Source organism: Streptomyces sp. NRRL S-455 (assembly GCF_000717875.1).
Classification (GTDB): domain Bacteria; phylum Actinomycetota; class Actinomycetes; order Streptomycetales; family Streptomycetaceae; genus Streptomyces.
On sequence record NZ_JOCT01000004.1, the window covers coordinates 26,441 to 45,013 of the forward strand.

Consider the following 18,573-nt stretch of genomic DNA (forward strand, 5'->3'; position numbering starts at 1 on the left):
GGCGGTCGGCCCTTCACTTGTTGAGGGATTCGTGAAAGCGTTCACATTCACAAGCACTTGCACGTAATACCAAGGAGAGGTAGCAGCCATGGACTGGCGTCACAACGCCGTTTGCCGCGAGGAAGACCCCGAGCTCTTCTTCCCCATCGGCAACACCGGTCCTGCGCTGCTGCAGATCGAGGAAGCCAAGGCCGTCTGCCGTCGCTGCCCGGTTATCGAGCAGTGTCTGCAGTGGGCGCTCGAGTCCGGCCAGGACTCCGGCGTCTGGGGTGGTCTCAGCGAGGACGAGCGCCGCGCCATGAAGCGCCGCGCCGCCCGCAACCGGGCTCGTCAGGCCTCCGCCTGACAACCCACCCCTGCTGACAGCCTGAGCTTGGCGGCGCGCACAGCGAGTGCGCATCTCCCGCCCCCGAGCCGCAGCGCGCAGTTCCCCCCGATGCGCTTTTGTTAAGCAGCAACGAGCTTTAGCCCCGGGCCGATTGACGGCCCGGGGCTCAATGCTTTTCGAGGCCCTTTCCCCAGAGGCCGGGCTCACACGGAGGCACAGCTCACTTCTGAGTCCGCACCGGAATGTCGAGGATCACCCGGGTGCCGCGCTCCGGTGCCGGGACCATGTCGAAGGTGCCGCCCAACTCGCCTTCCACCAGGGTCCGTACGATCTGCAGCCCCAGGTTGCCGGCGGTGTGCGGATCGAAACCCGCCGGCAGGCCGACACCGTCGTCCTGGACGGTGACCAGCAGGCGGGCCTCCTTCGTGGTGCCGCCGCGGACCGCCGACACCTCGACCGTGCCGGTGTCCCCCTCCCGGAAGCCGTGCTCCAGCGCGTTCTGCAGAACCTCGGTCAGCACCATCGACAGCGGGGTGGCGACCTCGGCATCGAGAATGCCGAAGCGGCCGGTGCGACGCCCTGTGACCTTTCCCGGGGAGATCTCCGCGACCATCGCCAGAACACGGTCGGCGATGTCGTCGAACTCCACGCGCTCGTCCAGGTTCTGGGAGAGCGTCTCATGCACGATCGCAATGGATCCGACGCGCCGCACCGCCTCTTCGAGAGCCTCCCGGCCACGGTCCGACTCGATGCGCCGGGCCTGGAGACGGAGCAGGGCCGCCACCGTCTGGAGGTTGTTCTTGACGCGGTGGTGGATCTCGCGGATCGTCGCGTCCTTGGTGATCAGCTCCCGCTCGCGGCGACGGAGTTCCGTGACGTCCCGCAGCAGGACCAGCGAGCCGATGCGGGTGCCCTTGGGCTTGAGGGGGATCGCACGGAACTGGATGACCCCGTCGTTGGCCTCGATCTCGGTCTCGCGCGGTGCCCAGCCGCTGGCGACCTTGGCGAGCGCCTCGTCCACCGGGCCCCGGGTGGGGGCGAGTTCGGCCGTGGTCCTGCCCAGGTGCTGGCCGACGAGGTCGGAGGCGAGGCCGAGCCGGTGATAGGCGGACAGGGCGTTCGGGGATGCGTACTGGACGATGCCGTCGCCGTCGACCCGGATCAGGCCGTCGCCCACGCGGGGCGAGGCGTCCATGTCGAGCTGCTGGTTCGCGAACGGGAAGGCACCGGCCGCGATCATCTGCGCGAGGTCGGAGGCGCTCTGGAGATAGGTGAGTTCCAGGCGGCTCGGGGTGCGCACGGTGAGGAGGTTGGTGTTGCGCGCGATGACCCCGAGGACGCGCCCCTCCCGCCGTACGGGGATCGACTCGACCCGGACAGGCACTTCCTCACGCCATTCCGGGTCCCCCTCGCGCACGATACGGCCCTCGTCGAGGGCGGCGTCCAGCATCGGACGGCGGCCACGCGGGACGAGGTGGCCCACCATGTCGTCCTGGTACGACGTCGGGCCGGTGTTGGGCCGCATCTGGGCGACCGAGACGTACCGGGTGCCGTCGCTGGTGGGGACCCACAGGACCAGATCGGCGAAGGAGAGGTCGGAGAGCAGCTGCCACTCCGAGACCAGCAGGTGCAGCCACTCGAGATCGGTGTCGTCGAGGGCGGTGTGCTGGCGTACGAGTTCGTTCATGGAGGGCACGAGTGCGAGCGTACCTGGCAGTTTGTACGGCTCTGAAATGTATGAGCCCTGACGGATGGGGCCGTGAAACACCCGCGGGCCGCGGCGCCTGAGAGGGACCCTCAACCCTCCCGGCACCGCAGCCCGGAGCAGCAACGGCCGTGGGGTGTGCGGTCCCGGTCGGCCGAAGGGCGAGGAGCCGGGGCAGTCAGGGCAGAGAGCCTCGGATCCTCTGTCCGCCTTCCTGTGCGGGGAAGACGGAGGCTGGTGCGCGCTGCACACGCGCTCTCATCACGCATTGTGGACTAGACCACTCGGGGTGTCCATGCGTTGGAGGCTGTTCGTTGTTGTTATTTCCGCGACGGGTCGGACGCGCTGACGTCCACCAGGCAGCCTAACCCGTGTGGGTTCCTGCGCGGGGCCAGATGGACATGGCAATTTCCGCGACCGCCTCCAGTTCCTCCCGGCTCGCCCCGTCACGTGCCTGTTGGGACATGCCCTGGATCATCGCTCCGGTATGGCGGGCGAGGGCCGCGGCGTCGGTTTCCGGGGGCAGTACGCCGGCGGCGACATCGGCTCTGATGCGGCTTTCGAACGCGGCGATGTTGGCGTTGCGCCGGTCCCGCAGGGACTGTTCGACCTCGGGTGTTGAGCAGTTCGCGGCGGCGTGGACGACCAGGCAGCCGTGCGGATGCCCGGGTTCGGTGTACGCGGTGGCGGCCTCGCGCAGTATGCGCTCGACGGCGTTGTGTGCGGTGGACTCCTCGGCGAGGGCCCGGTCGGTGAACGAGCCGTATCGCGTGCCGTAGACGCGTACGACCTCCTCGAAGAGGGAGCGCTTGTCGCCGAAGGCCGCATAGAGACTGGGGGCACCGATGTCCATGACACGGGTGAGGTCGGAGACGGACGTGGCCTCGTAGCCGTGTTCCCAGAAGGCCAGGAGCGCCTTCTCCAGTGCGGTTTCGCGATCGAAGGAGCGAGGGCGGCCGCGGGGCCTGCCCCTGCCGCCGACCGTGCCGCCGCCTTCGCTCTCTGCCGCCCGGGCACGCGTGGCCCCGGCCCCCCGCCCCCTGGCGGCTCCGTCGTCGTTCACCATGGAGTGCATTTTATAGCGGCCACTAGAGAAATCTCGGCGGGCTGATGTACGGTCATTTTTGTAGCGACCGCTAGAGAAATAAGAAGGGGGCGCCGCCATGGGCGTGCTCACGGGCAGGACGGCACTCGTCACGGGGGCGAGCAGGGGCATCGGACGAGGCATCGCCGAGCGGCTGGGAAGGGACGGCGCGCGGGTCGCGGTGCACTACGGCAGGAACGAGGCGGCGGCGAAGGAGACGATCGCAGCCATCGAGGCGGCGGGCGGCTCGGCGTTCGCGGTGGGCGTGGAGCTGGGTGTGCCGGGGGACGCCGAGGCGCTGTGGGCCGAGTTCGACCGGTATGCGGACGGGCTCGACATCCTGGTGAACAACGCGGGCATCGGCAACACGCGGCCCATCCAGGAGCTGGGCGAGCAGGAGTACGACAAGGTCTTCGCGGTGAACGTGAAGGCGCCGTTCTTCATCCTCAAGCACGGCATGGCGCGACTGCGGGACGGAGGACGGGTCGTCAACGTCTCCTCGGGGCTGGCCCGGACCGCGGTGATGCCGGACAACATGGCCTACGCGATGACGAAGGGCGCGCTGGACATCCTCTCCCGGGATCTGTCCAAGGTCCTGGGTCCCCGGGGTATCACGGTGAACTCGGTGGCACCGGGAATCATCGACACGGACAACACGGCTACGTTGCTGCGCGGAACCGCCGATGGGTGGGCGAAGGCCGCGGCGATATCGGCGCTGGGCGGGGTGGGCGAAGCGGCGGACGTCGCCGACGTGGTGGCCTTCCTGGCGTCCGACGGGGGGCGGTGGGTCACGGGGAGCTGGGTGGATGTGACGGGGGGTTCGCTCACGTAGGAACAGCGGTCTCACGGACCGGACCCGGGTCGGAGAGGCCCGGCTCCTCAGCGAGTCTCCGTCACCTTCGCCAACGCGCGGGGCGCGTCCGGGTCCTGGCCGCGGGCGATGGTGACCTCGTAGGCCAGGAGCTGGAGGGGGATGATCTCCAGGACGGGCTGGACCTCCTCGGCCACGCCGTCCGTCGGCAGGACGAAACCGGCCGAGGCCTGTTCGACCTGACTCCTGGGTCCGATGACGACCAGGTCGGCGCCGCGACCGCGCAGCCGGTCGAGGACGGGCTGGAGCGCTTCGCCGCCCTTGCCGTCGGTGACCACGGCGATGACCGGGGAGACGTTGTCGACCATGGCGAGCGGTCCGTGCAGCAGATCGGCGCCCGAGTAGGAGAGGGCGGGGATGTAGCTCGTCTCCATCAGCTTGAGAGCGGCCTCCTTGGCCGTGGGGTAGCCATAGCCGCGTGAGGTGATCACCATGCGCTCGGCGAAGCGGTAACGGGCGGCGAGGGTGCGCACCTCGTCCTGCCGGGCGAGCAACTGCCCGGCGAGGTCGGGCAACGCGTGCGCAGGCCCGCCGTCACCACCGCGCAGGCCCTCGACGAACAGGTAGAGCGCGAGGAGGGAGGCCGTGTAGGTCTTGGTCGCGGGAAGGGCCTTCTCCGGTCCGGCCATGATGTCGATGTGGTACTCGGAGACGTCGGCGAGCGGTGAGTCCGGGTTGTTGGTGACGGCGAGCGTGATCGCGCCGGCCTCGCGGGCGGCCCGGGTCGAGGCGACGAGGTCCGGGGAGCCGCCGGACTGGCTGACGGTGACGACGAGGACGTCGGTGAGGTCGGGCCGGGCGCCGTAGGCCGTGGTGGTGGACATCGAGGTCAGACCACAGGGCAGGCCGAGCCGGATCTCCAGGAGGTACTTGGCGTAGAGGGCGGCGTTGTCGGAGGTGCCGCGGGCGGTCAGCAGGACGAAGCGGGGAGTGCGGGCGGCGATCTTCCGTGCTACGTCCCGGATGGCGGGGGCGCCGTCGGCCAGGATCCGACGCAGGACGTCGGGTTGCTCGGCCATCTCCCGGGCCATGGTCCGTCCCGGGAGTCCGCTGCGGGGGTCCGGTGTGGTGGCGGCGGTCATGTCGGGTTCCTTCCCGGGGGGTGCGGCTGCTGCAGGTCCATTCCACTCCCCCGGCCCGTGGAGCGCTCACGCGGGATACCCCCTGTCGCTTTCCGGGGCCGGACCGCGCCCGCGCGGGATCCGGACTGTTCGCCCACTGGAGACCTCGTCGGCACGGTGCGGGCACCTCGCACGAGCGCCGGTCAGCACCCTGGGAGTGTCGCCCTCGCTCTGTTAGATTGGTCTAAACCACACGACCCCTCCAGGTCCCGTCACAGGTGAGCATTCCTCTCAGATCGGCAGGCCCAGCGTGGAAGTTGTCATCGTCCCGGACGCCAAGGCGGGCGGCGAGCTCATAGCCGAGGCCCTGACTCAGCTGCTCCGGCGCAAGCCCGATGCTCTGCTCGGCGTGGCCACCGGCTCGACGCCGCTGCCCGTGTACGAGGCGCTGGCGGCCAAGGTGCGCTCCGGTGCCGTGGACGTCGCGCGGGCGCGGATCGCCCAGCTCGACGAGTACGTGGGACTGCCCGCCGACCATCCGGAGTCGTACCGCTCGGTACTGCGGCGTGAGGTGCTGGAGCCGCTCGGGATCGGGATGGACCAGTTCATGGGACCGGAGGGCACGGCCGAGGACGTGCAGGGGGCGTGCGAGGCCTACGACAAGGCTCTCGCGGACGCCGGGGGTGTGGACCTTCAACTGCTCGGGATCGGGACCGACGGACACATAGGGTTCAACGAACCGTGCTCGTCCCTGGCGTCGCGGACCCGGATCAAGACGCTGACCCAGCAGACCCGGACCGACAACGCCCGCTTCTTCGACGGTGACATCGACCAGGTGCCGCACCACGTGATCACGCAGGGCATCGGCACCATCCTGGAGGCCCGGCACCTGGTGCTGCTCGCCACCGGCGAGGGCAAGGCGGAGGCGGTCGCGGCGACGGTGGAAGGACCGGTCGCGGCGGTCTGCCCGGCGTCCGCGCTCCAGCTCCACCCGCATGCGACCGTCGTCGTCGACGAGGCCGCCGCGTCGAAGCTGAAACTGGCGGACTACTTCCGCCACACCTACGCCAACAAGCCGGAGTGGCAGGGGATCTAGCGATGATCCAGCGCTGATCTAGCGCTCCAGGGCCTCTGCCTCCGGCAGGCCGTCCTCGGCCGGCTCGTCCTGGGCCCGCAGGCCGGCCACCCACAGCGGCATCACCCAGTGGACAACGAGGACGGCGATGAGGAGGGGCGCGGCGTAGGCCTTCGGGGCGTCGCCGTCGAGCCCGCCCGCGATCAGCAGGGCGACCGCCGCCGCGGCCAGGAGCAGGGTCGTCGCGCGGTGGGAGCGAGCCAGGACCCGGCTGCGTTCGGCTGACTGCCGCTCGTCCAGTACGTGTTCACGCAGCTCCAGCAGGCCTCGGGTAGCGATGTTGATGACGCCGGTCGCGACCATCCAGGGAAGGAGCAGCACCGCCGTCACGGCGACGGTCCACAGTGGCTCGCCCTCGGCGAGAAAGAGGTGGGTCATCAGTCCACCGAGGGCCACTGTGAGAGTGACGTGGGCGCCGACCGCCGTGCGGCGGCGCGTTGCTGTCGCGTACCAGGCCGCCCCGCGGCGGTCGTTCATCAGCCGCAGCATGCTGCGGTCATAGCGGGTCAGGCGTGTCGTCGTCATGGCTGGTTCCTCCCGTAGACCTCGTCCGTGAGCGGGCGGAACGGTTCGAGGGAGAACAGTGCCTCGACCGGCAGACCGAAGAACTTCGAGATCTTCAGCGCCAGGTCGAGGCTGGGGTTGTACTGCCCTCGCTCGATGTAGCCGATGGTCTGGTAGTGGGCTCCCACTGCCTCGGCCAGGCTCTGGCGCGACACCTTGCGTTCGGCGCGCACCATGGCCAATCTGTTGTGCACCTGCTCGCTCATGTATAAGAAGTACTACATTCGACCGTAGCCTTACAACCCAGATTCGCTGCCTTACGCCCCCGCGATCCCAGTGACTCCGGCGATCACCTCGGCCGCCGCCCGGCCACAGACGCGGGCCGCGCCGTGGGTGGCGATGTGGAGGACGCCGCGCGGAGTGGCCTGGGGTACCCCCATCTCGACGACGATCGTGTCGGGGCGGGCGGCCAGCACGACATCGAGGGCCGAGGCCATCCAGGGGTGGCGGTGTTCGTCGCGGACGACGGCGACGATGCGGCGTGAGCCGGCCGCCTGGAGGGCTGCGCGTCCGGCGCTCTCCCCCTTGGTGCCGTCATCGGTGGAGAAACTGCCCGTCACCGTCCCGGGCAGGAGGTGGACCAGCTCGGCGGCGACACCCCAGGGGGTCTCGTCGCCGACCGCGATGTTGGCGACGGGGGTGAGGGCGGCGACGTAGGGCGGTTCGGTGAGCGGCTTGAAGGTCTCCGGGCTTCCCACGCCCTCAGCGACGGTGACCGTCAGGGCGCGGCGGGCGGCGTGCAGGCCGATCTCGCTGAAGCGGGTGTCCTCGGGCACGCGGGCCACCGGGCTCGCCCAGCGGGCCAGCGCGCGTACCCGGTCCGCGGCGTCGGCCAGGCGTTCCTCCGGCAGGTCGCCCGTGCGCACCGCCGCGACCAGGGCGTCCCGCAGCCGGAGTACGGTCGCGTCGTCGGCCAGGCCACCTCCCACGCAGATCGCGTCGGCACCGGCGGCGAGGGCGAGGACGCTGCCGCGTTCGATGCCGTAGGTGCCCGCGATGGCGCGCATCTCCATGCCGTCGGTGACGATGAGGCCGTCGTAGCCGAGTTCGCCGCGGAGCAGGCCGGTGAGGATGCGGCGGGACAGGGTGGCCGGGCGTTCGGGGTCCAGGGCAGGGACCAGGATGTGGGCGCTCATGACGGCCCGGGTGCCGGCGGCGATGGCGGCGCGGAACGGAGTCAGTTCGCGCTCTGCCAGTACCTCGGCGGAGACGTCGATGCGCGGGAGGGCGTGGTGGGAGTCGACGGCCGTGTCGCCGTGGCCCGGGAAGTGCTTGGTGCAGGCGGCGACACCGGCGGACTGCAGGCCCGTCACATAGGCCGCGGTGTGCCGGGCGGCCAGGTCGGTGTCGGGGCCGAAGGAGCGGACGCCGATCACCGGGTTGCGCGGGTCGGAGTTCACGTCGGCGGAGGGGGCCCAGTTGAGGTTCACGCCGCACGCCGCGAGCCGGCGGCCCAGTTCGTGGGCGACCTGGTGCGTCAGCTCCACGTCGTCGACCGCGCCGAGCGCGTGGTTGCCCGGGAAGGAGGAGCCGCTGCGCACCTCCAGGCGCGTCACGTCGCCGCCTTCCTCGTCGACCGCGACCAGGACGTCGTCGCGCTCGGCCCGTAGCCGGGCGGTCAGTGCGGCCAGTTGACCCGGCGAGGCGATGTTGCGGCCGAACAGGCCGACGGAGGCGAGGCCCTCGCCGAGCCGGCGCAGCAGCCAGTCGGGGGCGGTGGTGCCGGTGAAGCCGGGCTGGAGAACCGTCAGGGCGTCACGCGTGAGCGTGTCGGTACCGCTGGCGAGTGTCGTCATGGGGCGGGGTCATCCCTTCACGGCGCCCGCGGTCAGGCCCGCGGCCATCTTGCGCTGGACGAGGAGGAAGAGGGCGACGATGGGCACCGCCATCATCGTGGCACCGGCCATCATCGGGGCGTATTCGGTGCCGTGCTTGGTGGTGAAGTTGCCGAGCCAGACGGTCGCGGTCTGGTTCTTCTGGCTGAGGAGCATCAGGGCGTACAGGTACTCGTTCCAGGCCTGGATGAAACCGTAGACCGAGGTGGCGACCATGCCGGGGGCCAGGAGCGGGAAGACGACCCGGAGGAAGGCGCCCGTGCGGGAGCAGCCGTCGACCATGGCCGCCTCCTCCAGTTCCTTCGGGATGTTGACGATGAAGCCCCTCAGCGTCCACACCGTGAACGGCAGGACGAAGGTCAGGTACGTGATGACGAGGCCGGTCAGCCGGTCGTACTGACCCAGGTCGTTGAGCAGCAGGAACACCGGGATGATCATGGCGACCAGGGGGACCATCTGGACGGCCAGGATCCCGACGATCACGATCTTGCGGCCGCGGAAGGCGAACCGGGAGATGGCGAGCGCGGCCAGCAGCCCGACGGCCATACCGATGACGACCACCGCCAGCGACACCACCAGGCTGCGGCCCACCGGCCCCCAGAAGTCGGCGATGTCCAGGGCCCGGCCGAAGTTGGCGAAGGTGATGCCGGTCGGCAGCAGGCTCGGGTCGGGGTCGATGGCGTCCTTGGCGGGCTTGAACGCGGTGTTGAGCATCCAGTAGAGCGGAAAGCCCGCGGTGACGAAGACCAGGAGGCCGAGGACGTTCCACCAGAGCTTCGGTGCCCGGCGGCCCGTGAGGGTGCTGCTCATTCGACCTCTCCGATCTTCAGCATCTGCCGCATGTAGACGGCGACCACGCCGAGCAGCAGCAGGACGGTGATCAGCGCGATGGCCGAGCCCTGGGCGTAGTCGTTGACCACGAACGCCCGGTCGTAGGAGTAGGTGTTGAGGACCTGGAACTCCGGCTCGGGGTGGCCGTTCCGCATGACGAACACCTGGGGGAAGACGCCCATGTCCCAGATGACCGACAGGGTCGTGAGCATCACGATGATCGGCTTGAGGACGGGCAGCGTGACGTAACGGAAGACGCCCCAGGAGCCGGCGCCGTCCAGGCGGGCCGCCTCCTCCAGTTCCTTCGGGACCTGGGTGAGCCCCGCGCTGAGCGTGATGACCACGAACGGCACGGCGCCCCACACCACCAGCAGCATGATCACGGCCAGGCCCTCGGGCCCGCTCGCGAACCAGTTGTGGCCGATCATCTCGACGCCGGGCAGCTTGCTGAGCAGGGCGTTGAAGACGCCGTAGTCCGAGTCGAAGAGCCACTTGAAGACGGTGGTCGCCACGATCACGGGCATGCCCCAGCTCGCCACCAGCACGATGTTGATGAGCACCTTCAGCCAGCCGGAGACCCGCTGGAGCAGCAGGGCGAGCACCATGCCGATCACCATGGTGAAGACGACGGCTCCGGTCGCGAAGACGATGGTGCGCAGGACGACCGCCCAGAACTCGCCGTCGCCCAGCACCTTGGCGAAGTTGTCGAACCCGACCGTCTCGGCGGGCTGGAAGCCCCAGAGCTGGGACTGCCCGAACTTCTGGAAGGACAGCGTGACCAGGCGGGCCAGCGGATAGCCCATGACCGCCGCGAGGACCAGCAGGCAGGGCGCGAGCAGCAGCCAGGGGAGTGCGGCCCCGCCCGACGGCCGGCGCACGCGGGGCGGGTGGTCGGCAGGAGGTGGCGGTGCCTGCCGGGGCGGCGGCACCTTGACGGGGGTGGTGGTGTCTGCGGCACTCATCGGGTGCTCCTTGGCGGTCCCTCAGGTCTGAAAGACGGCGGGGCTCCGTCGATGAGGAGCCCCGCCCGAAGGTCACTTGGTGTTGATGACCTTGTCGATCGCGGCGTCCGCCTCCTTGGCGGCTGCCTCGACCGACTTCTTGCCGGTGCCGATGCTCTGCAGCATGGTCTGCAGGATCTGCGCCTTCTCGACCTGACCCCAGCCGGGGGCCATCGGGACGAACCAGTTGGACTCGGCCGCGATGGCCGGGACCGCCGTTTTCGGGTCGTTCTTGAGGGTGGCGAGGTCGGTCTTGTTGTTGGGCAGGTTGCCCTTGGCCATCAGGCCCTTCTGGCCGGACGGGCCGGTGAAGGCGTTGATCCACTCCGCGGCCAGGGCCTGCGCGTCGGACTTCACCGGCACGGCGAGGTCGGAACCGCCGAGGAAGACGGGCATGTTCTTGCCGGACGGGCCGGGCATCACGAAGTTCTCGAGGTTGCCCTTGAGCTTGCCGGTCTTGTCGTTCTTCGGGTCCTCGGCGGTCGCGCCCTCCCAGGCGGCGGCGAAGATCATGGCGGACTTGCCCTGGCCGTAGACGATGTAGCGGTCGGACTCGTCCTTGGTCTTGTCGCCGTGCATGTACGTGTCGACGACGTTCTTGAACTCCTTCAGGCCCTTGAGGGACTCGGGCGAGGAGAGGGAGGCCTTCCACTGGCCACCCGACTCGGTGGCGATGGCGCCGCCGGCGTCGTAGACGAAGGACATCGCCGCGTACCAGTCGCGGGTCGGCTGGTACCAGGCGCTGAACTTGTCGCCCCGCTTCTTCTGGATCTTGTCCAGGGCGTCGGTCAGCTCCTGGTACGTCTTCGGGGATGTCTTCACTCCGACCGAAGCCGCCACGTCCTTGCGCCAGTTGGCGACCCGGCCGCCGGCGTAGTACGGGACGCCGTAGGTCTTGCCCTCGTAGGTCACCGAGGCCTTGAGGCCGTCCAGCCAGGCGTCCGAGTTGTCGAAGTCGGCCGTGTCGAGGGGGGCGAAGGCGCCCTTGACCATGTAGCCGAGCATCTCGGTGTTGCCCATCTCGACCACGTCGGGGGCCTTGTCGGTGGCGAGGACGGCGTCGAGCTTGGCGTTCTTGTCGGGCCAGCCGTAGTACTCGTGGTTGATCTTGAGGCCGGGGTGCTTCTTCTGTACCGCGGCGTCGGCGGCCTTCACCAGTTCCGGCCAGTTGTTCTGGGCGTCCACGGTGAGCCAGACGGTCAGCTCCTTGGCGTCCGCGCCCTTGTCCGAACCCCCGCTGCCGCCCTCGCCCCCGCACGCCGCGACGGAGACCACCATGCCCGCGATACCGATCGCGGATATCAGCTTGCGCTTCACGCCACCCTCCTCAGGGATGCCAAACCCCCCTGCCCCCGCGGTGAGCGTGGAGCCAGGACCTGGACCAATGGTGTAGACCAGTAGGGGGAGCTTGGACCAGACCAGAAGGCCTGTCAAGGGTCCGGAATGGGCTCTGACCAGCCGTTATGCGACCTACATATGCAGGAACCTTTAAGTAAGAAGCCAGCGAAACCGGGGAAGTCGCGGCATACTCGGGGTAGACCACTTGGAGTCGTGGACTAGACCAAAAAGGGCGCCGACGGTATACAAGTGGGATCGTGTCGGCAGAGGGGCCGGGAAGGCGGAGCATGAGCACCGACGTCAGCAGTGCGGAGAACGAGAACGGGACGCCCGTCCGTACCGCACGCGTGCCCAAGTACTACCGGCTGAAGAAGCACCTGCTCGACATGACGGAGACACAGGCGCCCGGTACGCCGGTCCCGCCCGAGCGCACCTTGGCGGCGGAGTTCGACACCTCGCGCACGACCGTGCGCCAGGCGCTCCAGGAACTCGTCGTCGAAGGCCGGCTGGAACGCATCCAGGGCAAGGGCACCTTCGTCGCCAAGCCGAAGGTCTCACAGGCGCTACAACTGACCTCGTACACCGAGGACATGCGCGCCCAGGGCCTCGAACCCACCTCGCAGCTGCTGGACATCGGCTACATCACCGCCGACGACCGCCTGGCCGGCCTGCTCGACATCACCACCGGCGGACGTGTGCTGCGCATCGAGCGGCTGCGCATGGCCAACGGCGAGCCGATGGCCATCGAGACCACCCATCTGAGCGCGAAGCGCTTCCCGGCCCTGCGCCGGTCACTGGTCAAGTACACGTCCCTCTACACCGCGCTCGCCGAGGTCTACGACATCCATCTCGCGGAGGCCGAGGAGACCATCGAGACCTCGCTGGCCACCCCGCGCGAGGCCGGACTGCTCGGCACGGACGTCGGCCTGCCGATGCTGATGCTCTCCCGGCACTCGCTGGACCGCGAGGGCCGGCCCGTGGAGTGGGTGAGGTCGGTGTACCGCGGGGACCGCTACAAGTTCGTGGCACGACTGAAGCGCCCTCAGGAGTAATCCGCGATTTTGGGTACCGCATTGCGGACGAGGGGTTCCGTACGCGGCTCACCCTGACCTAGATTGCCTGCGCATTACACAGGTGATCACTGAGGGGACGGAGCCGCCTGATGTCGCAAGCCCCGGAAGTCGGCAGAGCGGTGGTGACGCCGATGCGCGTCGTCATCGGACTCTGTCTCGTAGCGCCCTTCGTGGCCATGCTGTGGGTCGGCTCGTACGCCAAGACCGACCCGGTCTTCATCGGGATCCCGTTCTTCTACTGGTACCAGATGGCCTGGGTGCTGATCTCCACCCTCCTGACGATGATCGCCTACAAGCTGTGGCAGCGTGACCAGCGCGCCCGCTCTGCCGCGAAGGGCGGTGCGTCGGAGTGAAGGACGGCGTGAACGGCGTCGCGCTCGCCGTCTTCATCTTCTTCTTCCTGGCCGTGACGGTCATGGGCTTCCTGGCCGCGCGCTGGCGCAAGGCCGAGAACGAGCACAGCCTGGACGAATGGGGCCTGGGCGGCCGCTCGTTCGGCACCTGGATCACCTGGTTCCTGCTCGGCGGCGACCTGTACACGGCGTACACCTTCGTCGCGGTACCGGCGGCGATCTACGCGGCGGGCGCGGCCGGCTTCTTCGCGGTGCCGTACACGATCCTGGTCTACCCGCTGATCTTCACGTTCCTCCCCCGCCTGTGGTCGGTGTCCCACCGGCACGGGTACGTCACGACCTCCGACTTCGTACGCGGCCGCTTCGGCTCGAAGGGCCTGTCGCTGGCCGTGGCACTCACCGGCATCCTCGCGACGATGCCGTACATCGCGCTCCAGCTGGTCGGCATCCAGGCCGTGCTGGACGTGATGGGCGTCGGCGGCGGCGAGAACACCAACTGGTTCATCAAGGACCTGCCGCTGCTGATCGCGTTCGGCGTGCTGGCCGCGTACACGTACTCCTCGGGCCTGCGTGCCCCCGCGCTGATCGCGTTCGTGAAGGACACGCTGATCTACATCGTCATCGCGGTGGCGATCATCTACATCCCGATCAAGCTGGGCGGCTTCGACGACATCTTCGCCAAGGCGGGAGACGCGTTCAGCCAGACCAACCCGGCGACGGGCGCGCCGCGCGGTGCGCTGACGCCGCCGGAGACCGGGCAGTGGACGTACGCCACGCTGGCGCTGGGCTCCGCGCTGGCGCTCTTCATGTACCCGCACTCGATCACGGCGACGCTGTCCTCGAAGAGCCGTGAGGTGATCCGCCGCAACACCACGATCCTGCCGCTGTACTCGCTGATGCTGGGTCTGCTGGCGCTGCTCGGCTTCATGGCGATCGCGGCGGGCATCAAGGTGCAGAACGGTCAGCTGGCGATCCCTCAGCTGTTCGAGACGATGTTCCCGGACTGGTTCGCGGGTGTGGCCTTCGCGGCGATCGGCATCGGCGCGCTCGTGCCCGCCGCCATCATGTCCATCGCGGCCGCGAACCTCTTCACCCGCAACATCTACAAGGACTTCATCAAGCCGGACGCCACACCGGCGCAGGAGACCAAGGTCTCCAAGCTGGTCTCACTGCTGGTGAAGGTGGGCGCCCTGGCCTTCGTCCTCACCATGGACAAGACGGTCGCCATCAACTTCCAGCTCCTCGGCGGCATCTGGATCCTGCAGACCTTCCCGGCCCTGGTCGGCGGCCTGTTCACCCGCTGGTTCCACCGCTGGGCCCTGCTCGCGGGCTGGGCGGTCGGCATGATCTACGGCACGGTCGCCGCGTACGGCGTCGCCTCCCCGACGCAGAAGCACTTCGGCGGCTCGTCGAAGGAGATCCCGGGCATCGGCGAGATCGGCTACATCGGCCTCACGGCGTTCGTCCTGAACGTGGTGGTGACGGTGGTCCTCACCTTCGTCCTGAGGGCCGTCAAGGCTCCGGACGGCATCGACGAGACCAAGCCGGAGGACTACACGGCGGACGCGGGCGACCCCGGGGTCCAGGTGGAACTCCCGCCTGCCACCGCCGGTTCCGCGCACTGAGCGCAGCGCGAGGACGGGCCGTCGGAGAGCATCCGGCGGCCCGTCGGCGTATCCGTCCGAGTGCCCTGGGGCGACACCCCCTAGTCGCGGGTGCGCGCGGCCATCGCGTGCCAGAAGCGGTCCAGCTCATGGACGCGCATGCTCACCCACGGTGGTGTCTTCCGGCGCAGGGTCCTGGGGAACCAGCGGCGCAGGCGTCCGGGCAGCAGAGCCTGCTGCTGGCGGCAGAACGGCTCCCGGATCTCGCCGCGGGGCACCCCTCGGGGCGGGTACGGGCAGAGCTGGAACTTGCAGTCCGGCAGACACGTGGTGCCGGGTGCGGGCGGGGCCGCGGCACCGAACCGCGCACCGGGCCGCAGCGGCTCGCGGTTCGTGCGCAGGCACGGCGGGAGCGGCATGCCGGACTGCTCGGCGCGGGCCATGCGCTCCTCGACCTCGTCGGGGTGCCCGTCCCGTTCGATGAGGTTCAGCAGCACCAGCACGTCGGCGACGAGACGTTGGGCCCGCCCGTCGAGGGTGCTCCAGCCGACCGAGGGCGGGATCCAGAGGTTGTGCTTGCGGTATTCGCCTGAGTGGTCCGTGCGGGATCCGATGCTGTCGGCGACGCCCTTCTCGTCGATCCACAGGAAGCGCTCGGGCTGCCCCGTCTCCAGGGCGAGGGCGACCAGATCGCCCGCCTCGGCGACGAACGGATGCAGCAGCCGCCGCGGCGAGTCGCCCTTGGCACCGGGCGCGGCGGGCGGGGCGTTCACCGTGCCGGCCATCGCCAGCCAGCGCTGCACGGTCTGCACGGCGCTGGAACCACCGATCGTCGGAAGCGGCTCGCCTGACCCGTCGTGATCGTCGTACGCCCGTGCCCTGGGGGAGCCGCCCCGCTCATGGCGGCCGACCCGGTCCGGGAGATTCCACAGGCACAGCGCCTGGAGCAGGCTGAGCTGCGTGTACCAGCACCGCGACTGCTGCAGCACGGTCTCCGCCTGCCGGATCAGGTCGACGCGTCTGCCCGGGTCCGTGTGCGGATGACGCTGGCGCCGGTTGGCCGCGTACTTGAAGCCCTGGGCCAGTGCCGCCTCCAGGGCGAGCGGGAGGTCGGGGGCGCCGCCTGTGTGGGCCGGGTCGAGGTGCAGCAGCCATTTGGTGAGGCGTTCCCCGGCCTCGCCGCGGTGGGACTCGTCGACCGACCCCAGGAGCATGGGCAGCATCCAGGCCCGCATCACGAACTCCCGCAGCAGTTCGACCCGATCCTTCTCGTACCGCCGGTTGAGTTCCTCCCGCTCACCTTGCAGCCGATCGAGGGTCTGGGAGGGCGCACGGCCGGATCTGGCCTGCCCCATGCGAACGGTCCACGCCTCGAAGGCCTTCGTCTTCTCGGCTTTCAAGTCGCGGATCTTGTTGTTGTACTCGGCTATGGGGTCGCTGTTGAGACCGACCCGCTTGCGGATCACTGCGAACGCCTCGTTGCCGCCGCTGCCGAATTCCTGGGCGGCGGCCAGGCGTATGGAGTACGAGGGCTCCGCGATGCCCATCTGGAAGAGCCGCTCGTACATCAGCGTGGTGTCGATCTTCCTGGAGGCCGACCGCAACGCCGCGCCCAGCTGCTTGAGCAGCCTCAGCTTCGCGTCCACGAGCGAGCGCTCATCGCCCTTGATGCCCGGCCAGTCGGCCGCCACCCGGTCGACGATGTCGCTCAGCCGTCTGGCGTCCGCTTCCACGCTCTCGACTTCGAGGGCAGCCGCGTAGAGATCGAGGGTCTTGGGGTCCTCCGGTCGCTGCCGCGCGGCCGCACAGAGCCGCTCGGACGGGGCGCGCCCCAGCACGGGAAACCGCCGCGTAAGCTCCTCCTTCCCCTTCTGCAACCCGGCCCGGGCACCACCGCCCCGGCCCGGACGTCCCGGCACCCGCCGACGGGACAGCAGGACGACCGCGACAAGCAGTTCACGTCCGGGGCCAGGCGGTTGCAGCGCCTGCTCGATCAGCTCGCAGGCGTCGGCCTCCTCGAGGTGGCTCAGCAGGCGGAAGCCGAAGTAGGCCTGGAGGATGCTGTGCGGGAAGCGCGCCTTCTTCTCGAAGCCCTCCAACAGCCCGAGCTTGTCCGCGTTGCCCACCAGCCGGGCGAGCACGGCGTGGGACTGTGCCATGTTCCCCCTCTGCAGCCGTTTGCCCTCCTCGTCGCTGAGCTCGGAGCAGAGCGCCGCCCAGATCTGTTCCCGGTGCCACTCGGAGAAGGCGCCCCCGTGCCTGCCGTACCGGTCGGGGCCCCGCACCCTGGTCCACATGTGGCCTGCCCGGGTTCTCGCGTGCCGCGCTCGGTTCGGGTGGATGTCCGGGCCGAGCAACTCGGCGAAGTCCACTTCCAGCTTGTCCTGCAGCAGTCCCACGCAGGCCAGAGCGGAGACCACCTCGAGGGTGTCGTGGCGCTCCTGCGGGGTCAGCGCGACGTCCTCGCGCAGCCTGCCCTCCTGCAGGGCACGGCCCCAGGTGTCCAACAGCCACAACCGGAGCGTGCTCCGGTCCCGGCTGCGGGTGTTCAGACGCTTCGGGTCGTCGGTCGGGCGGTCGCGTTCCAGGACGCCGCGCCGGTGCAGCTCACGGGCGATCTGCAGATAGACGGGCGATTCGGTCACCTCCGCCGTCTCCACGATCCAGTCCACGCGGCGCTCGTCCGTCCCCGGTACGGAGGCCTTGACGAAGTCCAGCGCCTCCTCCTCGCTCAGCGGTTCCAGCTCCACGATCGCGGCGGGCGTGGTGTCCAGCGGACTGTGCGGCCGGGAGGCGATGACCACCGGCAGCCGCTCCTCGTAAGCACGCTCGATGGCACGACGGATGATGTTGTCCCGGTTCTGCTGCAGGCTGCCGTCGAGAAGGGCCTCTTCGAGGCCGTCGGCGATGACGACCAGCTTGTCGTCGGCGAGCAGTTGCTGCCAGACCCGCTCGATCTTGCTGCGGGCCAGGATGCCCTGGGGCGCCTCCTCGGCGAAACGCTGCTGGGCCATGCGCTCGAAGTTCAGATCCTCCCCGCCGTCGGCGTCCCGCAGCCGGATCGGCACGGGCACGGCGCGCTCGCGGGCCAGTAGCTCGGTGAGCCGCACCAGGACGGCGGTCTTCCCCGTGCCGACACCGCCCACGAGCAGATAGGGCCGACGGGTGTTGCGCTCCCTCAGCCGTTGGGCGATGACCTGGGCGAGCTCCTCGCGGCCCACGATCTGCGTGGCGTCCTGCCCGGCGGTGAGCACGAGCCTGTGGGGGTCCTTGCGCGCCTTGATGAGGTATCGCCGTTTGTTCCAGCTGTACCACCAGAACAGGAAGAGCGCGGCGGCGACCGAGGCGGTGAGGACCGGACCGAAGAACCGGACCAGCGCGTCGAATCCCGGCTCCTTTTGCAGGGTCTCGACCGGGGTCTGCTCGTCGGCGACCAGCATGTGCACACCGGCCCCGATCCAGCCGAAGACCACGAGTGCGCCGACCGCCCAGGCCATCCGGACGACGTTGGTGTAGGAGAACCACCTGCGCCACTTCTTGGGCCGCGTGGTGCCGCGACGGGCCTCCAGACGGATCGTCAGGCGGTGCCAGTGGCCGACGGAGACCCGGCGGATCCACTCCGCCGCCCGTCGCAGACCCAGCGTCGTCATGGGCGCGTTGCGTGGCCGCTCTTTGCCCGGGGTGCGACGGACGACCCTCGTCATGGTCCTTCTCCCTCCGAGAGCGAACTCTTCCCCGGTACGGAGGATCTGACGGGCGCCGGCACCTACTTCCATGGAAGCACTCCCGG

Annotated in this window: 16 protein-coding genes; 6 read left to right on the plus strand and 10 right to left on the minus strand. The window is 69.3% G+C overall.

What is annotated here, in order from left to right; all coding sequences use genetic code 11:
- The first annotated feature begins 88 nt into the window (after nucleotides 1–88).
- On the plus strand, nucleotides 89–346 hold the full coding sequence (locus IE97_RS0105735; protein WP_003992873.1) for a WhiB family transcriptional regulator: 258 nt from the start codon (nucleotides 89–91) through the stop codon (nucleotides 344–346).
- Nucleotides 347–548: 202 nt separating this feature from the next.
- Here the strand turns inward: IE97_RS0105735 and IE97_RS0105740 are convergent, their stop codons facing one another.
- On the minus strand, nucleotides 549–2,024 hold the full coding sequence (locus tag IE97_RS0105740) for a sensor histidine kinase (RefSeq protein ID WP_030952418.1): 1,476 nt from the start codon (nucleotides 2,022–2,024) through the stop codon (nucleotides 549–551).
- Nucleotides 2,025–2,397: 373 nt separating this feature from the next.
- Nucleotides 2,398–3,099 carry a TetR/AcrR family transcriptional regulator gene (locus IE97_RS0105745; RefSeq protein ID WP_030232239.1) on the minus strand — a complete coding sequence of 234 codons (702 nt, stop codon included), beginning with the start codon at nucleotides 3,097–3,099 and terminating at the stop codon, nucleotides 2,398–2,400.
- Nucleotides 3,100–3,196: 97 nt separating this feature from the next.
- Between IE97_RS0105745 and IE97_RS0105750 the strand changes: the two genes are divergently transcribed.
- Complete coding sequence (locus tag IE97_RS0105750; protein ID WP_030232242.1) at nucleotides 3,197–3,949, plus strand: SDR family oxidoreductase; 753 nt, start codon at nucleotides 3,197–3,199, stop codon at nucleotides 3,947–3,949.
- Nucleotides 3,950–3,996: 47 nt separating this feature from the next.
- Here IE97_RS0105750 and IE97_RS0105755 read toward each other — a convergent pair whose 3' ends face one another.
- Nucleotides 3,997–5,070, minus strand: coding sequence for an SIS domain-containing protein (locus tag IE97_RS0105755; protein ID WP_030232243.1), 1,074 nt, complete (start codon nucleotides 5,068–5,070; stop codon nucleotides 3,997–3,999).
- Between the two features lie 289 nt (nucleotides 5,071–5,359).
- Between IE97_RS0105755 and nagB the strand changes: the two genes are divergently transcribed.
- Entirely contained in the window at nucleotides 5,360–6,145 is a 786-nt protein-coding gene (gene nagB, locus IE97_RS0105760) for a glucosamine-6-phosphate deaminase (RefSeq protein ID WP_030232246.1), read from the plus strand.
- A gap of 18 nt (nucleotides 6,146–6,163) precedes the next feature.
- Here nagB and IE97_RS0105765 read toward each other — a convergent pair whose 3' ends face one another.
- The 6 genes from IE97_RS0105765 to IE97_RS0105790 form a co-directional block, all read right to left on the minus strand.
- Nucleotides 6,164–6,709, minus strand: coding sequence for a hypothetical protein (locus IE97_RS0105765; protein ID WP_030232249.1), 546 nt, complete (start codon nucleotides 6,707–6,709; stop codon nucleotides 6,164–6,166).
- Nucleotides 6,706–6,954, minus strand: a complete 249-nt coding sequence (locus tag IE97_RS0105770; protein ID WP_003992865.1) for a helix-turn-helix transcriptional regulator — start codon at nucleotides 6,952–6,954, stop codon at nucleotides 6,706–6,708. Before IE97_RS0105770 ends, IE97_RS0105765 begins: the two co-directional genes overlap by 4 nt.
- Nucleotides 6,955–7,005: 51 nt before the next feature.
- Complete coding sequence (locus tag IE97_RS0105775) at nucleotides 7,006–8,544, minus strand: glycoside hydrolase family 3 protein (RefSeq protein ID WP_030232253.1); 1,539 nt, start codon at nucleotides 8,542–8,544, stop codon at nucleotides 7,006–7,008.
- A gap of 9 nt (nucleotides 8,545–8,553) precedes the next feature.
- Entirely contained in the window at nucleotides 8,554–9,393 is an 840-nt protein-coding gene (locus IE97_RS0105780; protein ID WP_030232256.1) for a carbohydrate ABC transporter permease, read from the minus strand.
- On the minus strand, nucleotides 9,390–10,376 hold the full coding sequence (locus tag IE97_RS0105785; RefSeq protein WP_030232258.1) for a carbohydrate ABC transporter permease: 987 nt from the start codon (nucleotides 10,374–10,376) through the stop codon (nucleotides 9,390–9,392). The genes IE97_RS0105780 and IE97_RS0105785 overlap by 4 nt, the downstream gene beginning before the upstream one ends.
- A 72-nt stretch (nucleotides 10,377–10,448) precedes the next feature.
- Nucleotides 10,449–11,732: an extracellular solute-binding protein gene (locus tag IE97_RS0105790; RefSeq protein WP_030232261.1), complete on the minus strand. Its 1,284-nt coding sequence runs from the start codon at nucleotides 11,730–11,732 to the stop codon at nucleotides 10,449–10,451.
- 308 nt (nucleotides 11,733–12,040) lie between these two features.
- Here IE97_RS0105790 and IE97_RS0105795 point away from each other — a divergent pair, with 308 nt between their 5' ends.
- The 3 genes from IE97_RS0105795 to mctP all read left to right on the plus strand — a co-directional run bounded on the left by IE97_RS0105795 (nucleotide 12,041) and on the right by mctP (nucleotide 14,804).
- A complete protein-coding gene (locus tag IE97_RS0105795) occupies nucleotides 12,041–12,805 on the plus strand; it encodes a GntR family transcriptional regulator (protein WP_030232263.1) in 765 nt (254 codons plus the stop codon).
- A 110-nt stretch (nucleotides 12,806–12,915) separates the two neighbouring features.
- The gene (locus IE97_RS0105800) at nucleotides 12,916–13,179 is read left to right on the plus strand and encodes a DUF3311 domain-containing protein (RefSeq protein WP_030232266.1); all 264 of its coding nucleotides are present in this window, start codon (nucleotides 12,916–12,918) and stop codon (nucleotides 13,177–13,179) included.
- Nucleotides 13,176–14,804 carry a monocarboxylate uptake permease MctP gene (mctP, locus tag IE97_RS0105805; protein WP_030232269.1) on the plus strand — a complete coding sequence of 543 codons (1,629 nt, stop codon included), beginning with the start codon at nucleotides 13,176–13,178 and terminating at the stop codon, nucleotides 14,802–14,804. Before IE97_RS0105800 ends, mctP begins: the two co-directional genes overlap by 4 nt.
- Before the next feature lie 80 nt (nucleotides 14,805–14,884).
- Here the strand turns inward: mctP and IE97_RS0105810 are convergent, their stop codons facing one another.
- Nucleotides 14,885–18,487, minus strand: a complete 3,603-nt coding sequence (locus IE97_RS0105810) for an ATP-binding protein (protein ID WP_030232272.1) — start codon at nucleotides 18,485–18,487, stop codon at nucleotides 14,885–14,887.
- Nucleotides 18,488–18,573 lie beyond the last annotated feature (86 nt).

What these genes read in the sequence shown, in the direction of transcription:
- IE97_RS0105775 (WP_030232253.1), bottom strand. Translation starts at nt 8,544, where the DNA reads ATGACGACACTCGCCAGCGGTACCGACACGCTCACGCGTGACGCCCTG.
- IE97_RS0105745 (WP_030232239.1), bottom strand. Translation starts at nt 3,099, where the DNA reads ATGGTGAACGACGACGGAGCCGCCAGGGGGCGGGGGGCCGGGGCCACG.
- IE97_RS0105735 (WP_003992873.1), top strand. Translation starts at nt 89, where the DNA reads ATGGACTGGCGTCACAACGCCGTTTGCCGCGAGGAAGACCCCGAGCTC.
- IE97_RS0105755 (WP_030232243.1), bottom strand. Translation starts at nt 5,070, where the DNA reads ATGACCGCCGCCACCACACCGGACCCCCGCAGCGGACTCCCGGGACGG.
- IE97_RS0105765 (WP_030232249.1), bottom strand. Translation starts at nt 6,709, where the DNA reads ATGACGACGACACGCCTGACCCGCTATGACCGCAGCATGCTGCGGCTG.
- IE97_RS0105750 (WP_030232242.1), top strand. Translation starts at nt 3,197, where the DNA reads ATGGGCGTGCTCACGGGCAGGACGGCACTCGTCACGGGGGCGAGCAGG.
- IE97_RS0105785 (WP_030232258.1), bottom strand. Translation starts at nt 10,376, where the DNA reads ATGAGTGCCGCAGACACCACCACCCCCGTCAAGGTGCCGCCGCCCCGG.
- IE97_RS0105810 (WP_030232272.1), bottom strand. Translation starts at nt 18,487, where the DNA reads ATGACGAGGGTCGTCCGTCGCACCCCGGGCAAAGAGCGGCCACGCAAC.
- IE97_RS0105795 (WP_030232263.1), top strand. Translation starts at nt 12,041, where the DNA reads ATGAGCACCGACGTCAGCAGTGCGGAGAACGAGAACGGGACGCCCGTC.
- IE97_RS0105770 (WP_003992865.1), bottom strand. Translation starts at nt 6,954, where the DNA reads ATGAGCGAGCAGGTGCACAACAGATTGGCCATGGTGCGCGCCGAACGC.
- IE97_RS0105800 (WP_030232266.1), top strand. Translation starts at nt 12,916, where the DNA reads ATGTCGCAAGCCCCGGAAGTCGGCAGAGCGGTGGTGACGCCGATGCGC.
- IE97_RS0105780 (WP_030232256.1), bottom strand. Translation starts at nt 9,393, where the DNA reads ATGAGCAGCACCCTCACGGGCCGCCGGGCACCGAAGCTCTGGTGGAAC.